20 protein-coding genes and 1 pseudogene are annotated in these 19,034 nt (G+C 65.8%); 3 read left to right on the forward strand and 18 right to left on the reverse strand.

All coding sequences use genetic code 11. From position 1 onward, the window contains the following. Positions 1 to 337: pseudogene (locus ASC37_RS11775) on the forward strand (integrase core domain-containing protein); the annotation flags it as partial. A 2-nt stretch (positions 338 to 339) separates the two neighbouring features. Here the strand turns inward: ASC37_RS11775 and gstA are convergent. From gstA to ASC37_RS10540, 18 genes are all read right to left on the reverse strand, one after another. Then, positions 340 to 945 carry a glutathione transferase GstA gene (gene gstA, locus ASC37_RS10455; protein ID WP_055424312.1) on the reverse strand — a complete coding sequence of 202 codons (606 nt, stop codon included), beginning with the start codon at positions 943 to 945 and terminating at the stop codon, positions 340 to 342. Positions 946 to 1,037: 92 nt separating this feature from the next. Continuing rightward, on the reverse strand, positions 1,038 to 2,348 hold the full coding sequence (locus ASC37_RS10460; protein ID WP_055424313.1) for an adenylosuccinate synthase: 1,311 nt from the start codon (positions 2,346 to 2,348) through the stop codon (positions 1,038 to 1,040). A gap of 18 nt (positions 2,349 to 2,366) precedes the next feature. Continuing rightward, positions 2,367 to 3,521 carry an ATP phosphoribosyltransferase regulatory subunit gene (locus tag ASC37_RS10465; protein ID WP_055424314.1) on the reverse strand — a complete coding sequence of 385 codons (1,155 nt, stop codon included), beginning with the start codon at positions 3,519 to 3,521 and terminating at the stop codon, positions 2,367 to 2,369. An 8-nt stretch (positions 3,522 to 3,529) separates the two neighbouring features. After that, entirely contained in the window at positions 3,530 to 3,715 is a 186-nt protein-coding gene (locus ASC37_RS10470) for a DUF2065 domain-containing protein (protein WP_055424315.1), read from the reverse strand. A 20-nt stretch (positions 3,716 to 3,735) separates the two neighbouring features. Continuing rightward, positions 3,736 to 4,617 carry a protease modulator HflC gene (gene hflC, locus ASC37_RS10475; RefSeq protein WP_055424316.1) on the reverse strand — a complete coding sequence of 294 codons (882 nt, stop codon included), beginning with the start codon at positions 4,615 to 4,617 and terminating at the stop codon, positions 3,736 to 3,738. Continuing rightward, positions 4,617 to 5,885 carry an FtsH protease activity modulator HflK gene (hflK, locus tag ASC37_RS10480; RefSeq protein ID WP_055424317.1) on the reverse strand — a complete coding sequence of 423 codons (1,269 nt, stop codon included), beginning with the start codon at positions 5,883 to 5,885 and terminating at the stop codon, positions 4,617 to 4,619. The genes hflC and hflK overlap by 1 nt, the downstream gene beginning before the upstream one ends. Further along, complete coding sequence (hflX, locus tag ASC37_RS10485) at positions 5,872 to 7,017, reverse strand: GTPase HflX (RefSeq protein ID WP_055424318.1); 1,146 nt, start codon at positions 7,015 to 7,017, stop codon at positions 5,872 to 5,874. Before hflX ends, hflK begins: the two co-directional genes overlap by 14 nt. A 68-nt stretch (positions 7,018 to 7,085) precedes the next feature. Next, entirely contained in the window at positions 7,086 to 7,334 is a 249-nt protein-coding gene (gene hfq / locus ASC37_RS10490) for an RNA chaperone Hfq (RefSeq protein WP_028874594.1), read from the reverse strand. A 99-nt stretch (positions 7,335 to 7,433) separates the two neighbouring features. Continuing rightward, positions 7,434 to 8,774, reverse strand: a complete 1,341-nt coding sequence (gene der, locus ASC37_RS10495) for a ribosome biogenesis GTPase Der (RefSeq protein WP_055424319.1) — start codon at positions 8,772 to 8,774, stop codon at positions 7,434 to 7,436. Continuing rightward, positions 8,774 to 9,928, reverse strand: a complete 1,155-nt coding sequence (bamB, locus tag ASC37_RS10500; protein WP_055424320.1) for an outer membrane protein assembly factor BamB — start codon at positions 9,926 to 9,928, stop codon at positions 8,774 to 8,776. The genes der and bamB overlap by 1 nt, the downstream gene beginning before the upstream one ends. 2 nt (positions 9,929 to 9,930) lie before the next feature. Continuing rightward, positions 9,931 to 10,557, reverse strand: coding sequence for a YfgM family protein (locus ASC37_RS10505; RefSeq protein WP_055424321.1), 627 nt, complete (start codon positions 10,555 to 10,557; stop codon positions 9,931 to 9,933). Further along, positions 10,547 to 11,842, reverse strand: a complete 1,296-nt coding sequence (gene hisS / locus ASC37_RS10510; RefSeq protein WP_055424322.1) for a histidine--tRNA ligase — start codon at positions 11,840 to 11,842, stop codon at positions 10,547 to 10,549. The genes ASC37_RS10505 and hisS overlap by 11 nt, the downstream gene beginning before the upstream one ends. Continuing rightward, positions 11,839 to 13,128, reverse strand: a complete 1,290-nt coding sequence (gene ispG / locus ASC37_RS10515; protein WP_055424323.1) for a flavodoxin-dependent (E)-4-hydroxy-3-methylbut-2-enyl-diphosphate synthase — start codon at positions 13,126 to 13,128, stop codon at positions 11,839 to 11,841. The genes hisS and ispG overlap by 4 nt, the downstream gene beginning before the upstream one ends. Positions 13,129 to 13,142: 14 nt before the next feature. Continuing rightward, entirely contained in the window at positions 13,143 to 14,024 is an 882-nt protein-coding gene (locus ASC37_RS10520; protein ID WP_072248001.1) for a helix-turn-helix domain-containing protein, read from the reverse strand. After that, entirely contained in the window at positions 14,012 to 14,824 is an 813-nt protein-coding gene (locus ASC37_RS10525) for a tetratricopeptide repeat protein (protein WP_141654676.1), read from the reverse strand. The genes ASC37_RS10520 and ASC37_RS10525 overlap by 13 nt, the downstream gene beginning before the upstream one ends. Continuing rightward, complete coding sequence (gene rlmN, locus ASC37_RS10530) at positions 14,821 to 15,954, reverse strand: 23S rRNA (adenine(2503)-C(2))-methyltransferase RlmN (protein WP_055424326.1); 1,134 nt, start codon at positions 15,952 to 15,954, stop codon at positions 14,821 to 14,823. Before rlmN ends, ASC37_RS10525 begins: the two co-directional genes overlap by 4 nt. A 40-nt stretch (positions 15,955 to 15,994) precedes the next feature. Beyond that, on the reverse strand, positions 15,995 to 16,420 hold the full coding sequence (gene ndk / locus ASC37_RS10535) for a nucleoside-diphosphate kinase (protein ID WP_055424327.1): 426 nt from the start codon (positions 16,418 to 16,420) through the stop codon (positions 15,995 to 15,997). A 96-nt stretch (positions 16,421 to 16,516) separates the two neighbouring features. Further along, positions 16,517 to 17,008 (reverse strand): MliC family protein, encoded by a 492-nt coding sequence (locus ASC37_RS10540; protein ID WP_157287471.1) that lies wholly within the window; start codon positions 17,006 to 17,008, stop codon positions 16,517 to 16,519. 107 nt (positions 17,009 to 17,115) lie between these two features. Here ASC37_RS10540 and earP point away from each other — a divergent pair, with 107 nt between their 5' ends. Both earP and efp read left to right on the forward strand, forming a co-directional pair. After that, a complete protein-coding gene (gene earP / locus ASC37_RS10545; RefSeq protein ID WP_055424329.1) occupies positions 17,116 to 18,270 on the forward strand; it encodes an elongation factor P maturation arginine rhamnosyltransferase EarP in 1,155 nt (384 codons plus the stop codon). A 40-nt stretch (positions 18,271 to 18,310) separates the two neighbouring features. Further along, positions 18,311 to 18,868, forward strand: coding sequence for an elongation factor P (gene efp / locus ASC37_RS10550; protein WP_055424330.1), 558 nt, complete (start codon positions 18,311 to 18,313; stop codon positions 18,866 to 18,868). Positions 18,869 to 19,034 lie beyond the last annotated feature (166 nt).

The raw sequence follows: 19,034 nt of genomic DNA on the forward strand, positions 1-19,034 counted from the left end.
CATCACCCGCGGCGAGCGTACTCCTACGGGAACGCATGCCTTCGATGAACTGTGCCAGGCGCTCGACATCGAGCATCGGCTGACCAAACCTCGCCGTCCGCAGACGAACGGCATGGTCGAGCGCTTCAATGGGCGCATCAGCGAGGTACTCGCCACCCATCGCTTCGACAGCCGCGAAGCGCTGGAGGCAACGATTCATCGCTACGTCTGGCTGTACAATCACCACATTCCCCAGAAAGCCCTGGGGCATGTCCCGCCCATCGAGGCCATGAAAAGATGGTACGCAGAAAAACCGGAACTTTTCATAAAAGTGCCACGTAATCGTCCGGGACCTGACAGCTACTGCTTGAGCCCCTCGGCCTTGATCGTCGCCTGCACGGCGGGGCGCTGCGCCATCTTCTCGACAAAGCGCGCCAAGGCTGGGAATTGCCCCAGATCGATCTGCACGAAGGCCGTCCAGCGCGCGCACACGTAGAGGTAGATATCGGCGACCGAAAATTCCTCTCCCAGCAGCCAGGGACGCTGCGCGAGCTGCCCATCCACCCACTGCAGGCGCTTGAGCAGGGTCTCTTTCGCCACCGCCTTCCACTCCTGGGGGCAGTTCGGCTTGAAGAGCGGCGAGAATCCTTTGTGGATCTCGGTGGAGATGAAGTTGAGCCATTCCACCAACCGCACCAGCCCCATCCCCTCTTTGGGACCAAGGGGCGTGCGCGCCAGATTCTGCACGATGTAGAGCAGGATCGCCGGCCCTTCGGTGAGGAGCGTCCCATCGTCGAGTTGCAGCGCCGGAACGTAGCCCTTGGGGTTGATGGCCAGATAGTCACCGCCATCAGCGAGTTTTTTCGTGGCGAGATCCACCCGCACCAGCTCGGGCTCGATACCGGCCTCACGCAAGGCGATGTGGGGCGACAGGGAACAGGCACCGGGCGAGAAATACAGCTTCATCGAGTTCCTCCTTTTTCGTGGTTCGAACGGCAGAAAGCCCCTTGCGGGACTTTCTCACTGTAGCACGTCCGGCACGAGGCCGCAGCACAAGATCAGGCACCGAAGGGATGACGGCGCAGGATGGTTTCGTCCCGCTCGGGGCCAGTGGAGATCACGTCGATCGGAATCTCGCAGAATTCCTCGATGCGGTGCAGGTAGGCACGGGCCTCGTAGGGAAGGTCCTCCCAACGGCGCGCCCCGAAGGTGCTCTCCCGCCAACCGGGCAAGGTTTCGTAGACGGGAATGCAGCGGGCGACCTCATCGGCCCCCATCGGCAGCAATTCCCGCCGCTCGCCGTCGAGTTCGTAACCGATGCACAGCTTGAGCTGCTCGAGGCCGTCGAGCACGTCGAGCTTGGTGATGCACAAGCCCGAGACGCCGTTGATGATGATGGAGCGCTTGAGCGCGGCCAGATCGAGCCAGCCGCAGCGCCGCTTTCGTCCGGTGACGGTGCCGAACTCACGGCCCTTGATCGACATCTGCCAGCCCGGTGTACCCTCGGTGTCGATGTCCAGTTCCGTGGGGAAAGGACCGCCACCCACCCGGGTGCAATACGCCTTGGTGATGCCGAGCACGTAGTGCAGCCGCCCTGGCCCCAGGCCGGCACCGGCGGCGGCCTGACCGGCGACGCAGTTGCTGGAGGTGACGAAGGGGTAAGTGCCGTGGTCGATGTCGAGCAGCGTTCCCTGCGCCCCTTCGAAGAGAAGGTTGCCGCCCGCCTTGTTGATCTCGTAGAGCCGCTCCGAGACGTCGGTCACCAGCGGCAAGACTTCCTTCGCATCGGCGAGCGCCTGTTCGTAGATGGGCTCGAACTCGAGCGGCTCGGCGTGGAAAGCCTGGGTGAGCACGAAGTTGTACCAGGCGAGATTGCTTTCGAGCTTGGCGCGGAATTGGTCGGGGCGAAAGAGGTCATAGAGGCGGATCGCGCGGCGAGCCACCTTGTCCTCGTAGGCCGGGCCGATGCCCTTGCCGGTGGTGCCGATCTTGTCGCCGGCGCTGCGCGCCGCCTCGCGCGCCCGGTCGAGCGCGACGTGATAAGGCAGGATCAGGGGACAGCCGGGGCTAACGCGCAGGCGCGAGCGCACTTCGATGCCCCCTGTCTCCAGCACCCGGATCTCGGACAGCAGATGATGCACGTCGAGCACCACCCCATTGCCGATGAAACAGGCCACCCCCTCGCGCACGATGCCGGAAGGCACGAGGTTGAGTTTGTACTCGCGCTCGCCCACCACCAAGGTATGCCCGGCGTTGTGCCCGCCCTGAAAGCGCACCACGCCCTGAGCGTTGTCGGTGAGCCAGTCGACGATCTTGCCCTTGCCTTCGTCGCCCCACTGTGTCCCGACGACGACCACGTTCTTAGCCATCAGCCCTTCCTTTTGCGATCACAACGGTTCTACCACCCAATGTCCGGCGCGGCACACGAGGCGCCGGTCACAACCCGCTTCACGCCACTCCTCGAGCGGATGTCCCGGCAGCTCACGGACCACCGCCTGCCCTGCCTCACGCAGCTGCGCCACCACCGCCTCCAGCGCCTCGTCACCGCAGGACGGCGCGAGGATGGCGCCCGGCAAAGGGGCAAGCGGCAGGCGGGCGATGAGTTCGCGCAAATCGATCGAAAAACCCGTGGCCGGCCGCGCCCGGCCAAACGCCGCCCCCAGCCCGTCGTAGCGTCCGCCCAGAGCGAGTGCCGAGGGATGATCGGCGCCGTAGGCGGCGAACATCACGCCGGTGTGGTAGTGATAGCCGCGCAGGTCGGCCAGATCGAACCCGAGCGGCAGATCGGCGAGCGCCGCGGCGAGCGCTTCGAGCTCGTCGAGGGCCCGCACCACTGCCGGCAGCGGCGCAAGCCGCGCCCGCGCCGCGGCGAGCACTTCGACACCGCCGTAGAGCCCGGGCAGGGCGCGCAGGGAAGCGGCACGCTCGGCGTCGAGCTCGTCACCGCTTTGGGCGAGCATCTCTTCGAGCCCGGCGGAATCTTTCGCCTGCAGCAGTTCGAAGAGGGTCTCGGCGCGCTCGGCATCCAGCCCCTCGGTGAGGGCGCGAAACAGCCCCATGTGGCCAACGTCGATGCGCACCGCCGGCAGGCGCGCCCGTTCGAGCGCCGTGGCCAACAAACGGATGATCTCGATGTCGGCCTCCACCCCGGCATGGCCATAGAGCTCGGCGCCGAGCTGCAATGGCTCGCGCGTCGCGGTGAGCGAAGCCGGCAGCGTGTGCAGCACCGGGCCGCAATAGCACAAGCGGGTGACACCGCGCCGGTTGAGCAAATGCGCGTCGATACGCGCCGCCTGCGGCGTGATGTCGGCACGCACGCCCAGGGTTCGTCCGCTCAGCTGGTCGGTGAGCTCGAAAGTCCGCAGCCGCAGATCTTCCCCGCCGCCGACGATGAGGGAAGAGAGGAATTCGATGAGCGGCGGGGCGACGAGCTGGTAGCCATGCAGGCGGAAGAGATCGAGCAGCTCGCGGCGCAGGCGTTCGAGGTGCTCGGCCGCCGGCGGCAGTTCGTCACGCAGATAGTCGGGCAGGACCCAACGCATGAATGGCCTCACAGAATGTCGTTCACGATGAGTAGCCCCAGCACGACGGCCGCGCCGCCGAACCAGCGCAGCCGCTGCGGCGGCAGTTCGGACAGCCGCCGCAGGGTCTGCTGCCAGGACTCGGGCGCGAGGAAAGGCATCAGCCCCTCGAAGACGAGCATCAAGCCGAGCGCTTTCCACAAGACTTCGGGCATGTGGCCTCGCCGTGCGATGCTCAGCGACCGCCAGCCGGCTGGGGCGCCTTGAAGTACTTGAAGAAGGACGAGCTCGGATCGAGGACGAGCACGTCGTCGCGCCGGGCGAAGCTCTCGCGGTAGGCTTCCAGGCTACGGTAGTAGCTGAAGAAATCGGGATCGCGCCCATAGGCTTCGTTGAAGATGCGCGTTGCTTCCGCATCCCCTTCGCCCTTGATGCGCTGCGACTCGCGGTAGGCTTCGGCGATGATCAGCTCGCTTTGCCGGTCGGCGTCGGCGCGAATGCGCTCGGCGATTGCCGCCCCTTCGGAACGAAGGTTGTTGGCCACGCGCTTGCGCTCGGCCTCCATGCGGCGGTAGACCGACTCGGACACCTCCGCCGGCAGATCGACGCGCTTCAGGCGCAGATCGACGATCTCGACGCCGAACGTGCGCGCGTCGCGGTCGGTCTTGGTGCGCACGATCTCCATGACCTTGTCGCGCTCACCGGAGACGACGTCGTGCACCGTGCGCTGGCCGAATTCCTCGCGCAGCGTGGCGTTGACCGTCTGCAGCAGCCGCGTGCGGGCGCGCGTCTCGTCCCCGCCCATGGTGATGTAATACTGCTGCGGGTCGACGATGCGCCATTTGATGAAGTGATCCACCAGCACGTTCTTCTTCTCGGAGGTGATGAAGCGCTCCGGTTCGGGCGTGTCGATGGTCAGGAGCCGCCGGTCGAACTGGCGCACGTTCTGCACCAGCGGCAGCTTCACGTGCAGGCCCGGCTCGGTGACGACGGCCTTCACTTCGCCGAACTGCAGCACCATGGCGTAGCGGCGCTGATCGACGGTGAAGAGCGACATCGAGGCGACGGCGGCGAGGAGCAACACGGCTCCGACTATCGTAGCGATCCTTGCCTGCATCATCGGCTCCCCCGCTCACGGTCGCGCAGCTCGTCGCGCGGAACATCCCGCTGCTCCTTGCGCCCGCCCGATTCGGCCGCGGCCTCGGCGCTGCCGTCGCCGCTGCTGGGACCCTGGCGGGTAACCGTCGGCACCATCGCCGGGCCGGAGCGGGACAGCAAGCGATCCAGCGGCAACAGCATGAGGTTGTTGTGCGCCGGCGCGTCGACCAGCACCTTGCTCGTATTGGTGAAGATCTGCTGCATCGTTTCGAGATAGAGACGTTCGCGCGTGATCGCCGGGGCTTGGCGGTATTGCTGCTGGATCTGGGTGAAGCGCGAGGCATCGCCCGTAGCCTGGGCCACGACCTTGCCTTTGTAGGCGTTGGCCTCTTCCAGCAGGCGCGCGGCGGTACCGCGGGCCCGCGGGATCACCGCGTTGGCGTAGGCCTCGCCCTCGTTGCGCAGCCGCTCGCGGTCCTGCCCGGCCTTGACCGCATCGTCGAACGCGGCCTGCACCTGCTCGGGCGGCTGGGCGTTTTGCAGGGTCACGCGCACCACCTGCACCCCTGTGCGGTAGCGATCGAGCATGGCCTGCATCAGCTCCTGTGTGCGCACGGCGATGTCCTCGCGCCCTTCGTAGAGGACGTAGTCCATCTTGGATTTGCCGACAATCTCGCGCATGGCGCTTTCGGCGGCCTGCTTGACGCTCTCGTCGGGCGCGCGGTCGCGGAAGAGATAGTCTTCGGGAGATTTGAGCACGTATTGCACCGCGAACTGGATGGAGACGATGTTCTCGTCGTCGGTGAGCATGAGCGATTCGCGCAGCACCTTGTTGCGGTCCGTGCCGCGGTAGCCGACCTCCACCGTGCGCACGCCGGTGAGATCGACGATCTCGTGACGCTCGATGGGATAGGGCAGACGCCAGCGCAAGCCAGGTTCGGTCGTCTCGACGTAGCGACCGAAGCGCAGCACCACCGCCCGCTCGTTGGCATCGACCTTGTAGAAGCCGGAGAGCAGCCACAGCGCGAGCACGATGGCGACGAGCAGGACGATTCCGCCCCCCACTTGCTTGCCGCCCCACGGTTGACGTCCGTCAGAGCCGGCAGGGCGTCCGCCACGGCCACCGCCAAAGAGCACCGAGAGCCGCTCGTTGAACTGACGCCACACTTCCTCGAGATCGGGCGGGCCTTCGCCCTGGGGCGAACGCCCGGCCCGCGGTTCGCGTCGTCGCGCCTCCTCGCCGGATTCGTCGTCGCGATCGCCCCAGCGGGGATCATTCAGTGACATGGAGTTCCTCGTCTCGTGATTCGGCAGCAAAGGTCGACGGCAGCAGAGCGCGCAGGCGGGAAGCGAGCGCCGAACGCAAGGCGTCGAGCCCCTCGCCGGTGCGCGCGCTGACGCACACCCGGCGAATGCTACCACACTCGTCGCTCAGCTCGGCCGGGACCTCGGCAAGCAGGTCGATCTTGTTGAGCACCTCGAGCCGCGGCACGTCTTGAGCCCCGATCTCGGCGAGCACCGCCTCCACCGTGGCGCGCTGCGCCTCACGGTCCTCGCTCGCGCCATCGACCACGTGCAGCAGCAGGTCGGCCTCGGCCACCTCTTCGAGGGTGGCATGGAAGGCCGCCACCAGGTCGTGCGGCAGGTCACGGATGAAACCGACGGTGTCCGAGAGCACGACGTCGCCCACTTCCGGCAGCCAGATGCGGCGCGAGGTGGTATCGAGCGTGGCGAAGAGCTGGTCGGCGGCGTAAGCGCCAGCCTTGGTGAGTGCGTTGAAGAGCGTCGATTTGCCCGCGTTGGTGTAACCCACCAGCGAGACCTGCGGTACGCCGCGACGGTTGCGCGCGCGCCGGCGCGTGGTGCGCTGGCGCTCGAGCCGCTCGAGCCGGCTCTTCAGCTGCTTGACGCGGATGCCCAAGAGCCGCCGGTCGGTTTCGAGCTGGGTCTCACCCGGGCCGCGCAGGCCGATGCCGCCGCGCTGGCGCTCGAGGTGGGTCCAGCCGCGCACGAGCCGGGTGGAGAGGTATTCGAGCTGGGCGAGCTCCACCTGGAGTTTCCCTTCATGGCTGCGGGCACGCTGCGCGAAGATGTCGAGGATGAGGGCATTGCGATCGATCACCCGACACTGCAGCTCGCGTTCGAGGTTGCGCTGCTGCGCCGGCGAGAGCGTATGATCGAAGACAACCAAGTCGCCCTGCCCCTGCACGAGGGCGCTGCGTACCTCTTCGAGTTTGCCGCGGCCGACGAAGAAGGCCGGATCAGGCCGGGGACGACGACCGCGCACCACGCCGACCACGTCGGCCCCGGCGCTTTCTACCAGGAGCTGCAATTCGGAGAGGCGCTCGGCGAGCGCCCCTTGACCGAGATCGAGTTGGACGAGCACGGCTTGCTCGCCGCGTTGCGGACGTTCGAACAATGGGGGATTCCTTCAGAAAAGCAACGTCGGTGAGACGTCCGAAACGTACCGGCGTTCCCCAAGATCCGTCATTGTTCCGGCTGCTCGTCCTCGTGGACTTCGCGCAGCGTCACCGGACGCGAAGGCACGACGGTGGAAATGGCGTGCTTATACACCATCTGCGTGACGGTGTTCTTGAGCAGGACGACGTACTGGTCGAAAGACTCGATGTGCCCCTGCAGCTTGATGCCGTTGACGAGGTAGATCGCCACCGGAACGTGCTCGCGGCGCAGCAGGTTGAGGAAGGGGTCTTGCAGTTGCAAGGCTTTGTTGCTCATGTCGTGGCCTTTCGTGTTGTGGATTTGATCGAAGGAAAAAAGTGGTGCGGAACCGCGGACAACGATAGCACAGTCGCGCCGGCTTTGCGCAGCAGCCGTTCAATCGCTGCGTTTCACGTAGGGGTTTTCCGAAGTGCGCCATTCGAACTTGAGCGGCGTGCCGCGCAAACGAAAGGCTTCGAGGAATCCATGCTCGAGATAGCGGCGGTAGGATTTGGACAGATGCTCGAGCGCGTTGCCGTGAATGACGATCACTGGCGGGTTGCCCCCCCCCTGGTGCGCATAGCGCGGCTTGGGGCGAAACAGCCCGTGGCGCGGCGGCGCCTGGCGTTTGACCAGTTCCTGCAGCACGCGGGTGAGCTGCGGCGTGGGCAACTTGGCAAAGGCAGCCGCATAGGCTTCGTCTACGGCCTTGAGCAGCGGCGCCAGCCCCTGTCCTTTCGCGGCCGAGAGAAACACGGTGCGCGCGAACGAGAGAAACCCCAGCTTGCTGGCAAGCTGCGTCTTCACCAGGCTGCGGCGGTAGTCGTCGACGGCATCCCATTTGTTCACCGCGACCACCAAGGCACGCCCGGCCTCCAGGATGAACCCGCCCAGGTGCGCGTCCTGATCGGCGATCTCCTGGGTCGCGTCGAGCACGAGCACGGCGACGTTGGCCCGCTCCACCGCCTGCATGGTCTTGATCACCGAGAATTTCTCCACCGCCTCGGTGACGCGCCCCTTGCGGCGCACGCCGGCCGTGTCGACGAGCACGTAGCGGCGCGTACCTTGCACGAACGGCACTTCGATCGCGTCGCGCGTGGTGCCGGGCTGGTCATAGGCGATGAGGCGCTCTTCGCCGAGAAGCGCATTGATGAGGGTCGACTTGCCCACGTTGGGGCGGCCGACCACCGCCACGCGCGGCACGTCCTCGTCCTGCGGCGGTGCGACTTCTTCGTCCTCGGGGAAATCGGCCAGGACTTCGGCGATCATCTGGCGCACGCCCTCGCCGTGCGCCGCCGAGATGGCCATGGGCTCGCCCAGCCCCAGGGCGTGGAATTCGGCCGTGGCCATCACCTGGCGCATCCCCTCGGTTTTATTGACCACCAGCCGCACGGGGCGACCGAGCCGCCTCAGGTAGTCGGCGATATCCCGATCGTGTGCGGTGAGGCCGGCGCGCCCATCGACGAGGAAGAGGACGACGTCGGCCTCGCGGATCGCCTGCTCGGCCTGGCGCGCCATCTCGCGCGTGATTCCTTCCTTGCTCGTCGGATCGAACCCGGCGGTGTCGACCACCAGATAGGGCCGCGGACCGAGCCGGCCCTGGCCGTAGCGTCGGTCGCGCGTCAGCCCCGGCACGTCGGCCACCAGCGCGTCGCGGCTCTGCGTGAGCCGGTTGAACAGGGTGGACTTGCCGACGTTGGGCCGCCCGACGAGCACCACGGTGGGCAGTGCCGCCATCAATGCACCTCCACGATGACCACCGTCCCGTCGGTATTCTGCACCACCGCCCGGTTGGGGCCGATGGATTTCGGCTCGACGAGGATGGGTCCGGAGCCGACGCGCACCCGGCCGCGGATGCGGCCGTCGTTGCGATCGAGCGCATGGACATAGCCTTCGCGATCGCCCACGAGCACCCAGTCTCCGAGAATGAGGGGGCGCGTCAGCAGGCGCCAGGAAAATCCTCCCGTGCGCCACTGCTCCTTGCCGGAGAAGACATCGAGCGCGACCACGTCGTCGTTGTCGGCAGTGACCACGACGTAGCGGTAGTCACGGTCGATCCCGGTGCGGCTGGAAAGATCCTTGGCCCAGAGGGTCTCGGCGGTGCGTCCGTCGAAACAGGCCACGCGCCCCTGATAGGCAGCGGCGCACACTTCCTGGCGCGCCACCAGCGGCGGGCCGACCACGTCGGTGAGCCGCTCGATCTCGGTCGCGCCCTTGGGCGAGGCCACCGTCAGCTCGAAGAGCGGCGCGCCGCTGCGCGGATCGAGCACGGCGATGATCCCTCCGGGATAACCCGCGACGATGGCATTGCCCGCGCTCACGAGCGGCGCCGACTGACGCAGGGACAAGGGCGGCAGGTTGCGCTGATAGACCCAGCGCTCCTTGCCGTCGCGCGCATCGAGCGCGATGAGGCGATGATCGGCCGTACGCACCACGACGAGGCCGCCAGCCACCAAAGGCGGCGTGATCACATCGGCCTTGAGCGGATGGCGCCAACGCACCGCGCCATCGCCGACGGCAAGCGCCACGGCATCTCCTTTGCGTGTGACGACCACGGCGAGGCGCTCGTCCGCGCCCACGCCGGCGATGATGCCCTCTTCGAGCTTCGCCTCCCAGCGCACGCCGCCATTCCAGCGCAGCACGCGCCCGTCCCCGCCAGCGACGATGGCCTCGTCGTCGAGCACGACGGGAGTGAGGAAGAGTCCCTCGCTGGATCCGACCTTGGTCTGCGCGGCGATCGTCACCTCCACGGGACTGACGAGCGGCGGCAAAGGCGCGATCTGCGGCCCTTTGCGCGAAAACGGATTGAGCGAAGAGCAGCCGGCGACGAGCGCAGAGGCGGCCAAAAGTGCCAGCAGGCGCGCAGCGGCACGGAGGGAACGATCTTTCATGCTCAGCTCCCCAACCCGTCGCGCTTGAGTTCGACGAGTTCGCGCCAGGCGGGATCCGCCCCTTGGTCGAGGGCACGCTGATAGGCCGCGCGCGCCTCTTCGATCCGTCCGAGCGCCGCGAGCGCATCTCCCCGGGCTTCTTCATAGCGTGCGGCCAGCTCCGACACCGGCGCAGCGGCGAGTCGCTCGAACGCTTCCTGAGCCGAGCCCGCATCGAGCAACACCGCCGCCTCGCGCAGCCGCGCCAGATCGCGCAGGTAGGGTTCAGAACCCTCGTCCGCCACGCGCCTCAGCTCTTCCCTGGCCGCGGCACGATCCCCCTTCTGCCACAACTCATGGCCGAGTTTCAAGCCGGAGAGATCGGCAAGCGTGGGATTGGCGCGCGATTGACGCAGACGCTCTCCCGCGGCCCGCGCCTGCGGCAGTTCGCCGCGCGCGAGCGCCGCTTCCAGTTCCGCCTCGATGCGCGCCGCCTCCTGCGCCTGGTGCTGGCGCCACCAGCGCCATCCGTTCCAGCCCAGAGAGACGATCGCCGCCACGAGAATGGCGATCGTCACCCAGCGGCCATACATCTGCCACCAGGTCTTGAGTTCGTCGATCTGTTCCTGTTCCTGCAAGTCAAGCGCCATCGCCTTCCTCCTGGCCGTAGAGCCATTGCATCACCGCGTCTTCGCAGGCTTCGATCGCCACCCGCTGCTGCGGTGCCTCCTGGCGCAGGGGCTTGAGCCCCACCGTGCCGCTGTCGACCTCGTCCTCTCCCAGGATCAAGGCCAGCGCCGCGCCGCTCGCGTCCGCTTTTTTCATCTGGCTCTTGAAGCTGCCGCCGCCGCAGTGCAGCACCACGTCGAGCCCCAGATCGCGCAGACGCTCGGCGAGCTGGAATGCCACGGCCTCGGCGCGCTCGCCCTGATGCACGACATAGACGTCGGGCACTTTGGGCGTCACATTGCCGCCGCTCATCTGCCACAGCAACAGCAAGCGCTCCACGCCGATGGCAAAGCCGGCCGCGGGCGCCGGCCTGCCGCCGAGCTGCTCGATGAGGCCGTCGTAGCGGCCACCCGCGCAGATGGTCGCCTGCGCCCCGAGCCGCGGGGTCACCCATTCGAAGACGGTGCGGTTGTAGTAATCCAGCCCCCGCACCAGCCGCGGGTTGATGCGGTACGGCACGCCCGCGGCTTCGATGAGTGCGAGCACCCGCTCGAAGTGCACCCTCGACTCCTCGCCGAGGAAATCCAACAGACGCGGCGCCCCCTCGATGAGTTCCTGCATCGCCGGATTCTTCGAATCCAGGATACGCAGCGGATTGCGCTCGAGGCGCCGTTTACCGTCCTCGTCGAGTTCGTCGTAGCGGGCGCGAAAGTATTCGACCAAGGCCCGACGGTGCGCGGTGCGCTCCTCGCTGGAACCCAGTGAGTTGATCTCGAGCCGCACGTCCTGCAATCCCAGCTCGTCCCACAGGCGCGCGCCCATGAGGATGAGCTCGGCGTCGATGTCGGGACCGGCAAAGCCGAGCGCCTCGATGCCGACCTGGTGGAACTGCCGGTAACGCCCTTTCTGCGGCCGCTCGTGGCGGAACATCGGGCCCAGGTAATAGAGCCGCTGCGGCCCTTGGAAGAGGAGGTTGTGCTCGATCACCGCGCGCACGCAGCCTGCCGTCCCCTCGGGACGCAAGGTCAGGTGTTCACCGTTCAACACGTCCTCGAAGGAATACATCTCCTTCTCGACGATGTCGGTCACCTCGCCGATGGCACGCTTGAAGAGCGCCGTCGGCTCGACGATGGGCGTACGAATGGGGCGATAGCCATAGGCGCGCGCCCAGGTGCGCACCCGTTCCTCGAATTCTTCCCACCAATCGGATTCGGGCGGCAGGATGTCGTTCATCCCGCGCACCGCCTGCAGTTTCGTTGCGCTCATGCTTCCTCGTCGTGTTGCGTAAGCTTCGGCGGAAAACGCCGCGCCACGTAGGCCTCGATCATGGCGTGGAACTGCGCAGCGAGGTCCGGACCGCGCAGGGTGGCCACCTTCTGCCCGTCGACGAACACGGGAGCGGCCGGTGCCTCGCCCGTGCCCGGCAGCGAGATGCCGATGTGGGCATGCTTGGATTCACCCGGACCATTGACGACGCAGCCCATCACGGCCAGCGTCAGCTGCTCCACCCCGTCATAGCGTTCGCGCCACTCGGGCATGCGCGCGCGCACGTAGTTCTGGGTCGATTCGGCCAACTCCTGAAAAAAAGAGGAAGTCGTACGCCCGCATCCCGGGCAGGCCGTCACCATCGGCGTGAACGCCCGCAGCCCCATGGTCTGCAGGATCTGCTGCGCCACCACCACTTCTTCGGTGCGATCACCCCCCGGCGCAGGCGTGAGGGAGACGCGGATGGTGTCGCCGATCCCTTCTTGCAGCAGCACGGCGAGCGCCGCGGTCGAGGCGACGATGCCCTTGCTGCCCATGCCCGCTTCGGTAAGGCCCAGGTGCAGCGGATAACCGCAGCGCTGCGCGAGCGCGCGATAGACGGCGATGAGATCCTGCACGCTCGAGACCTTGGCCGAGAGCACGATGCGATCGGCCGGCAGGCCGTAGCGCTCGGCGAGCGCTGCCGATTCGAGGGCGGACGTCACGAGCGCCTCGCGCATCACCGCCCCGGCCGACCAGGGCTGGGCGCGCCGGGCATTCTCGTCCATGAGGCGCGCGAGCACGGCCGGGTCGAGGCTGCCCCAATTCACTCCGATGCGCACGGGTTTGTCGTAACGGCAGGCGAGTTCGACGATCTCGGCGAAACGCCGGTCGCGTTTCTCTCCCTGTCCGACGTTGCCCGGGTTGATGCGCCATTTGTCCAGCGCCTCGGCGCAGGCCGGATACTCGCGCAGCAGCTGGTGGCCGTTGTAATGGAAGTCGCCCACCAGCGGTACGGTGCAACCGGCGCGCAACAGGCGTTCGCGAATCTCGGGCACCGCGCGCGCGGCCGCCTCGTCATTGACCGTGAGCCGCACCAGCTCGGAACCGGCACGCGCGAGTGCCAGCACCTGACGCACCGTGGCCTCGACCTCGCTCGTCGCGGTATTGGTCATGGACTGCACGACGATGGGCGCGTTCGAACCGATCGTCACGTTCCCTACCTGCACCTGGCGCGTCGGTCGGCGTGGCGCAGGTCCACTACGAGGTTCGTCGTCCTCCGGCAGCCGAGTTTCCTGCCCCGTCATGTCCTTCCCCGTTCTCATTGCAGACGCAGCTTGGCCACACCGTTCTTGGCTGCGTGTTTCACGTCCACAGGATGTCCCTGGAACTCGACCTCGACCGCCGGGGCGTTGCCCACCACCACGTTCAAGGGCGGCTCGCCGGGCACCTCCGCTCGCTCCCCAGCCGAGAGTATGCGAGAGAAAAGCACCGTACCTTTGGCGTCCCGCACTTCGATCCATGAGCGTCCCGAAGCGGAAAAGCGCAAGGTCGGCACGGCAGGCTCCGCCTTTTCCTCTTCTGCAGCGGGCATAGGCGCGGCCGACGGGACAACGGGAGCCGGCGCAGGAACTGCGGCCCCGCCCGTTTCTCCGTTACCGCCGACTGAAGTCCCCGGTTCGTTCGTTTCTTCCGATGCCGCCTTTTCGGCTTTTTCAGCCGCGTCGGCTTCGGGCTCACCCGGCGGCAGCAATACCGCCGCCGCGTTTTCCTGATCCACGGGCTCAGGCATGCGAAACCAGTCGAAATACGCCGCCACGACCAAGGAAAGGACGAGGGCGGGGAGCACATAGCGCCAGAGTACCCGCCACGGCCGGAAACGGCGCACCCTGATCTCCCCTCGAGCATTGGAGACGGGCGTGAGCACCACTTCCTTGTCGGGGTCCTGCTCACCGAGCATTTCGAGCAAGGGCTCAGGATCCAGACCAAGCGCGCGGGCATAATTGCGCACGAAGCCGCGCACGAACACCGGGCCCGGCAGCGCCTCGAAACGCCCCTCTTCGAGCGCCTCGACCTGCCGTGGCAGCAATTTCAGCTGCTGCGCCATCTCGGCGATCGTCCGCCCTTGCTGCATCCTCGCGTGCGCCAGCTGCACGCCGACCGCGCGAGGGTCTCCCGGCTGCTGGTTCGTCACGGCTCCCACGCCCCCTGCTGCAACCGTTCGGCCTCGGGGCTGTCGGGAAACTCCGTTCTAAGCCTCTTGGCATACTGCTCGAAAGCCGCGGTATCCCCGCGCTTGCGCTCGACGTTGAGCGCCATCCACAGCACGGCGGGATCGGGATCGATCTCGCGCATCAAGCGCTGCAGATAATCGGAAGCCTTGTCCCATTCACCCCAACGCTGGGCCAATCGGGCAGCCTGATAGAGGACGACGGTGTTGCGGGGTTCGAGCCGGATCGCCTCCTGGATGCTGCGGCGGGCGGTCTCCCGGTTCCCGGTCATGTCCTGACACCAGGCCAGATTGGCATAGGCACGCGCCTTGCCCCCATAATAGGGATTGGTCACGACCTGCTCGATGTAAGGCAGGCCACTTGCCGGATCCGGCCCCGTACACAGGAACCAGCCGTAGGCGTAGTTGAAATCGGGATCGCGCGGCGCTGCCGCCAGAGCGCGCTTCAAGCCGCTCTCGGCCTGGACCCGATCGCCGATCGCCAGATGCGTCACCCCCCAGGCATAGTGCAGCGGTGGATAATCGGGAGCCTCGGCAGCAGCGGCACGCAATTCGTCCAAAGCCACATCGACGCGGCCGATCTCGATGTAGGCGAGCGCGAGATCGATGTGCGCCTTCGCCCGCACCTCTTCCGGACGATCGGGCTTGCGCTCCAACAGCGGCCGGACATAGCTCGAATCCATGAGGTTGGATTCAGAATGCAAGGTCTGGCTCACGCACCCCGACAGGGCGAACGCGAGCAGCAGCAAGCTCGATCGTCTCGGAAGCCTCATGCCACCTCTCCTTGGTCAACGCCTGCCGCCTCACGCGAACGGCGCGTGCGGTCGCGCACCTGGCCTGCGAGCTGACCGCAGGCAGCGGCCACGTCGTCGCCGCGCGTCTTGCGCGTCGTCGTCACCAATCCCGACTCCATCAAAATGGAAGCGAAACGACGGATGCGATCTTCCTCGGGCCGCGCGAACGGCGCGCCGGGGAAGGGATTGAATGGGATCAAATTGAATTTGCAGGGCACGTCGCGCACCAAGGCCACCAGCTCACGCGCGTGCTCCGGTTCGTCGTTGACCCCGGCGAGCAGCACATATTCGAACGTGATGAAGTCGCGCGGCGCGCGCTCGAGATAGCGCTGGCAAGCTGCGAGCAGCTCGCGCAGGGGATACTTGCGATTGATCGGCACGAGCCGATCGCGCAGCGCATCGTTGGGCGCATGCAGCGACACCGCCAGCGCCACCGGGCACTGCTCGCGCAGGCGGTCGATGGCCGGCACGATTCCAGAAGTCGACACCGTGACCCGCCGCCGCGACAGACCGTAGCCGTGATCGTCGAGCATCACGCGCAGGGCACGCACCACCGCCTCGAAATTGGCCAGTGGCTCGCCCATGCCCATGAGTACGACGTTGGTCACCACCCGACCGTTGTCCGGCCCTTCGGCCGCGTCCCAATCGCCCTCGGCCTTGGCCGCACCCAGCAGCCGGTTAGCGAGCCACAGCTGCCCCAGGATCTCGGCGGTGCTGAGATTGCGGTTGAATCCCTGCTTACCCGTGGAGCAGAAGGCACACTCGAGCGCGCAGCCGGCCTGAGTAGAAACACACAGCGTGCCGCGCGAGCGTTCGGGAATGAACACCGTCTCCACGGCGTTGCCCCCACCCACGTCGAGCAGCCACTTGCGCGTACCGTCGCGCGAGACGCTGTCGCGCAGCACGCGCGGCGCAGCGATGATCGCCTGTTCCTCGAGCTTGGCGCGCAGGCTCTTCGCCACGTCGCTCATCGCTGCAAAGTCCTCGCAGCCCTCACGATGGATCCAGCGAAAGATCTGACGTGCACGGAAAGGACGCTCACCGAGGGACTGAACCCAGTCGGTGAGTTGCGGCAGGTCGAAATCGAGCAGGTTCGTCAGAGTTGTCATCGTACGGCCGCCAGGGGCATCTCCTGACGGCATGGACCCTTCAACGCGAATAAATGTTCATTTCCGGGAAGAAAAAGGCGATCTCCGCCTTGGCGGTTTCGGGCGCATCAGAACCGTGCACCGCGTTGGCGTCGATCGAGTCGGCGAAATCGGCGCGGATGGTGCCCGGAGCAGCCTTTTTCGGATCGGTCGCGCCCATCAGCTCGCGATTCTTGGCGATGGCGTTCTCGCCTTCTAGCACCTGCACCATCACCGGACCGGAGGTCATGAAGGCCACCAGATCCTTGTAGAAGGGGCGGTCCTTATGCACCGCATAGAAAGCGCCGGCCTCTTTTTCCGACATCCATACCATCTTCGCGGCGACGATCTTGAGACCGGCATCTTCGAAGCGCTGGTAGATCTTGCCGATCACGTTCTTGGCGACGGCATCGGGTTTGATGATGGACAGCGTACGCTCTACGGCCATGGATCACTCCTCGAGAAATAAAAAAAAGAGATTTTATCAAACCGACGGCGGGCGGACGTCATCGCGACGCCACGCCCGCCGTGCGCGGAGATCGTTTCAGTTGGAGGACGAAGCCGTCGTCACCTTGGCCGTTTTCTGCGGCGCCGGCTTGGACGGTTTCGCGGCAGTTTTTTTCTTCGTCTTGGCTGCAGCCACTTTCACCGGCGCATCGAGCACGGAAGGATCGACCCCTTGGGCATAGACGCAATCGGCCGCCATCGGGCGCTCGGTCTTGGTGTTGAGCAGCACGCTCTTCCACGGCAGGTCGACCCACAGCAGGCCATTTTGCCGATCCTCGTAGCGCGGCAAGCCCGAGAAAGAGACGTCGCGCGCCAAGGTGTAGCGCTTGCCCTCCCAGCGCACCACGACCTTATCGCTATCCTGGCGCACCCGTTCCACGCCCAGCTGCTTGGTTCCTTCTTCGCACCGATAGACGCCGCTGGGCAAATCGAGATCAAGCTGAGGCAACGCCTCCTCCTCGGCCCACGCTGCCGCACACGACATTCCCATCGCCGCCAACAGCACCAAAGTCCTCATTCCTTTGCGCATCTTTGCACCCTCACCACAAGGCCATCGGAAAAATCCCTGAAAAAACATTATACACCTGCCCCGGAACCTGCAAGAGCGGCTAGACTCCCATTTTTTCTCGGACCGCCATGCAGTTCGGCATCTTCTGCTCCGTCATCGACAACTACGGCGACGCCGGCGTCGCCTGGCGCCTCGCCCGCCAGCTGCGCGACGACTTCGGCAAGGACGTCATCCTCTGGATCGACGACCCCGGCACCCTCGCCGCCTTCGCCCCCGAAGTCCGCGCCGACGCAGAGATCCAGCGGCTCGGCCGGCTCATCCTGCGCCGCTGGAATCGTCCACAACCGGATGCGCACGATCGCGAAGCCCTGGCGCACATCGACGTCGCCATCGAAGCCTTTGGCTGCGGCCTGGGCGAACCCTGGCTCGAGGCGCTTGCCAGCCGCCACCCCACCCCCTGCTGGATCCACCTCGAGCACCTCACACCGGAATCCTGGGCCGAAGAAGTCCATGGCCTCTCCTCCCCCCACCCCCGCTTGCCGCTCACCGCCTGGTTCTTCGTCCCCGGATTCACCCGCCGCACCGGCGGCCTACTGCGCGAACGCACGCTCCTCGAGCAGCGCGACCGCTTTCAAGGTGATCCGGAGCAGATCGCCCGCTTCCTGGCGCGCATCGGACAGGTCGAAACGGTCGAAACGCAGCGGATCACCCTGTTTTGCTATGCCGACGCCGAGCTGGACGCATTCCGCGCCTGGCTCGCCAGCGCCCCCCGAGCGACGAGTGTCTTCGTCCCTCCAGGGCAGCCGCGTCAAGCGCTCGCTCGCTCCGGCCTCGAACTCGGTACCCGAGCCCTCGCCCTTCCGGGAACGCCACACGTGCGCCTCGTCCCTTTGCCCATGCTGGCGCAGGACGATTTCGACCGATTGCTATGGAGCTGTGATTTCAATTGGGTACGAGGCGAAGACTCCTTCGTCCGCGCCCAGTGGAGTGGACGCCCCTTTCTCTGGCACCCCTATCGCCAGGAAAGAAATGCCCATCTGCCCAAGCTCGACGCGTTTCTCGACCACTACCTCGCCGATGCGCCGGCGGCACTCGGCGATTCGATAAGCCGCCTGTTCCAGCGCAGCAACCGCGGCGAGGAAACCGCTCAAGACTGGGATGGTCTATGGCAACAACGCGATCTCTGGCAAGCGCATTGCCGCCGCTGGTGCCACCACCTTGCTCGCCAGGAAGACCTCTGCACCCGGCTGCTCGACTTCATTGCCAGAAACGAGATAAAATGATCGTTTATTTTCAACGGAACTGCGGGAAACCACACCCATGATGAAGCAAGCCCAGGAACTGCGCGCCGGCAACGTCGTCCTCATCAAGGACGAGCCTTTCATCGTCCAGAAGGCCGAGTACAACAAATCCGGCCGCAACGCCGCCGTCGTAAAGATGAAACTGAAGAACCTCTTCACGGGCAACGTCACCGAAGCAGTCTACAAGGCCGACGAGAAATTCGACACCGTGATCCTCGAGCGCAAGGAATGCACGTACAGCTACTTTGCCGATCCGATGTACGTGTTCATGGACGAGGAATTCAACCAGTACGAGGTGGAAAAGGACAACATGGAAAACGTCCTTCCCTACCTCGAAGACGGCATGAGCTGCGAAGTCGTGCTCTATCAGGGCAAGGCGATCGCGGTCGAACTTCCCTCCTCCGTGGTCCGGGAAGTCGAATATACCGAGCCGGCCGTGCGCGGTGACACCTCCGGCAAGGTAATGAAACCGGCCCGCATCAAGCCGACTGGCCACGAGCTCATGGTCCCGGCATTCGTCGAGATCGGCGACAAGATCGAAATCGATACGGCCACCGGTGAATACAAGCGCCGGGTGTGACGTTTCGGCAAGCCCATGCATGAAGCCCGCCTGAAGCGGGCTTCTTTTTTGGCGCAAACAGCGCACTCGTAGACGCAAAAACCCCCGCCATCAGCCTACGGCGGGGGTTTTTGTTGAGGGGTTCGTCTGACGCTGACCGACTTTCCCGGAGGCAGGAGCTCCAGTA

Origin of the sequence: Tepidiphilus thermophilus (genome assembly GCF_001418245.1) — a bacterium.
Lineage (GTDB): Bacteria > Pseudomonadota > Gammaproteobacteria > Burkholderiales > Rhodocyclaceae > Tepidiphilus > Tepidiphilus succinatimandens.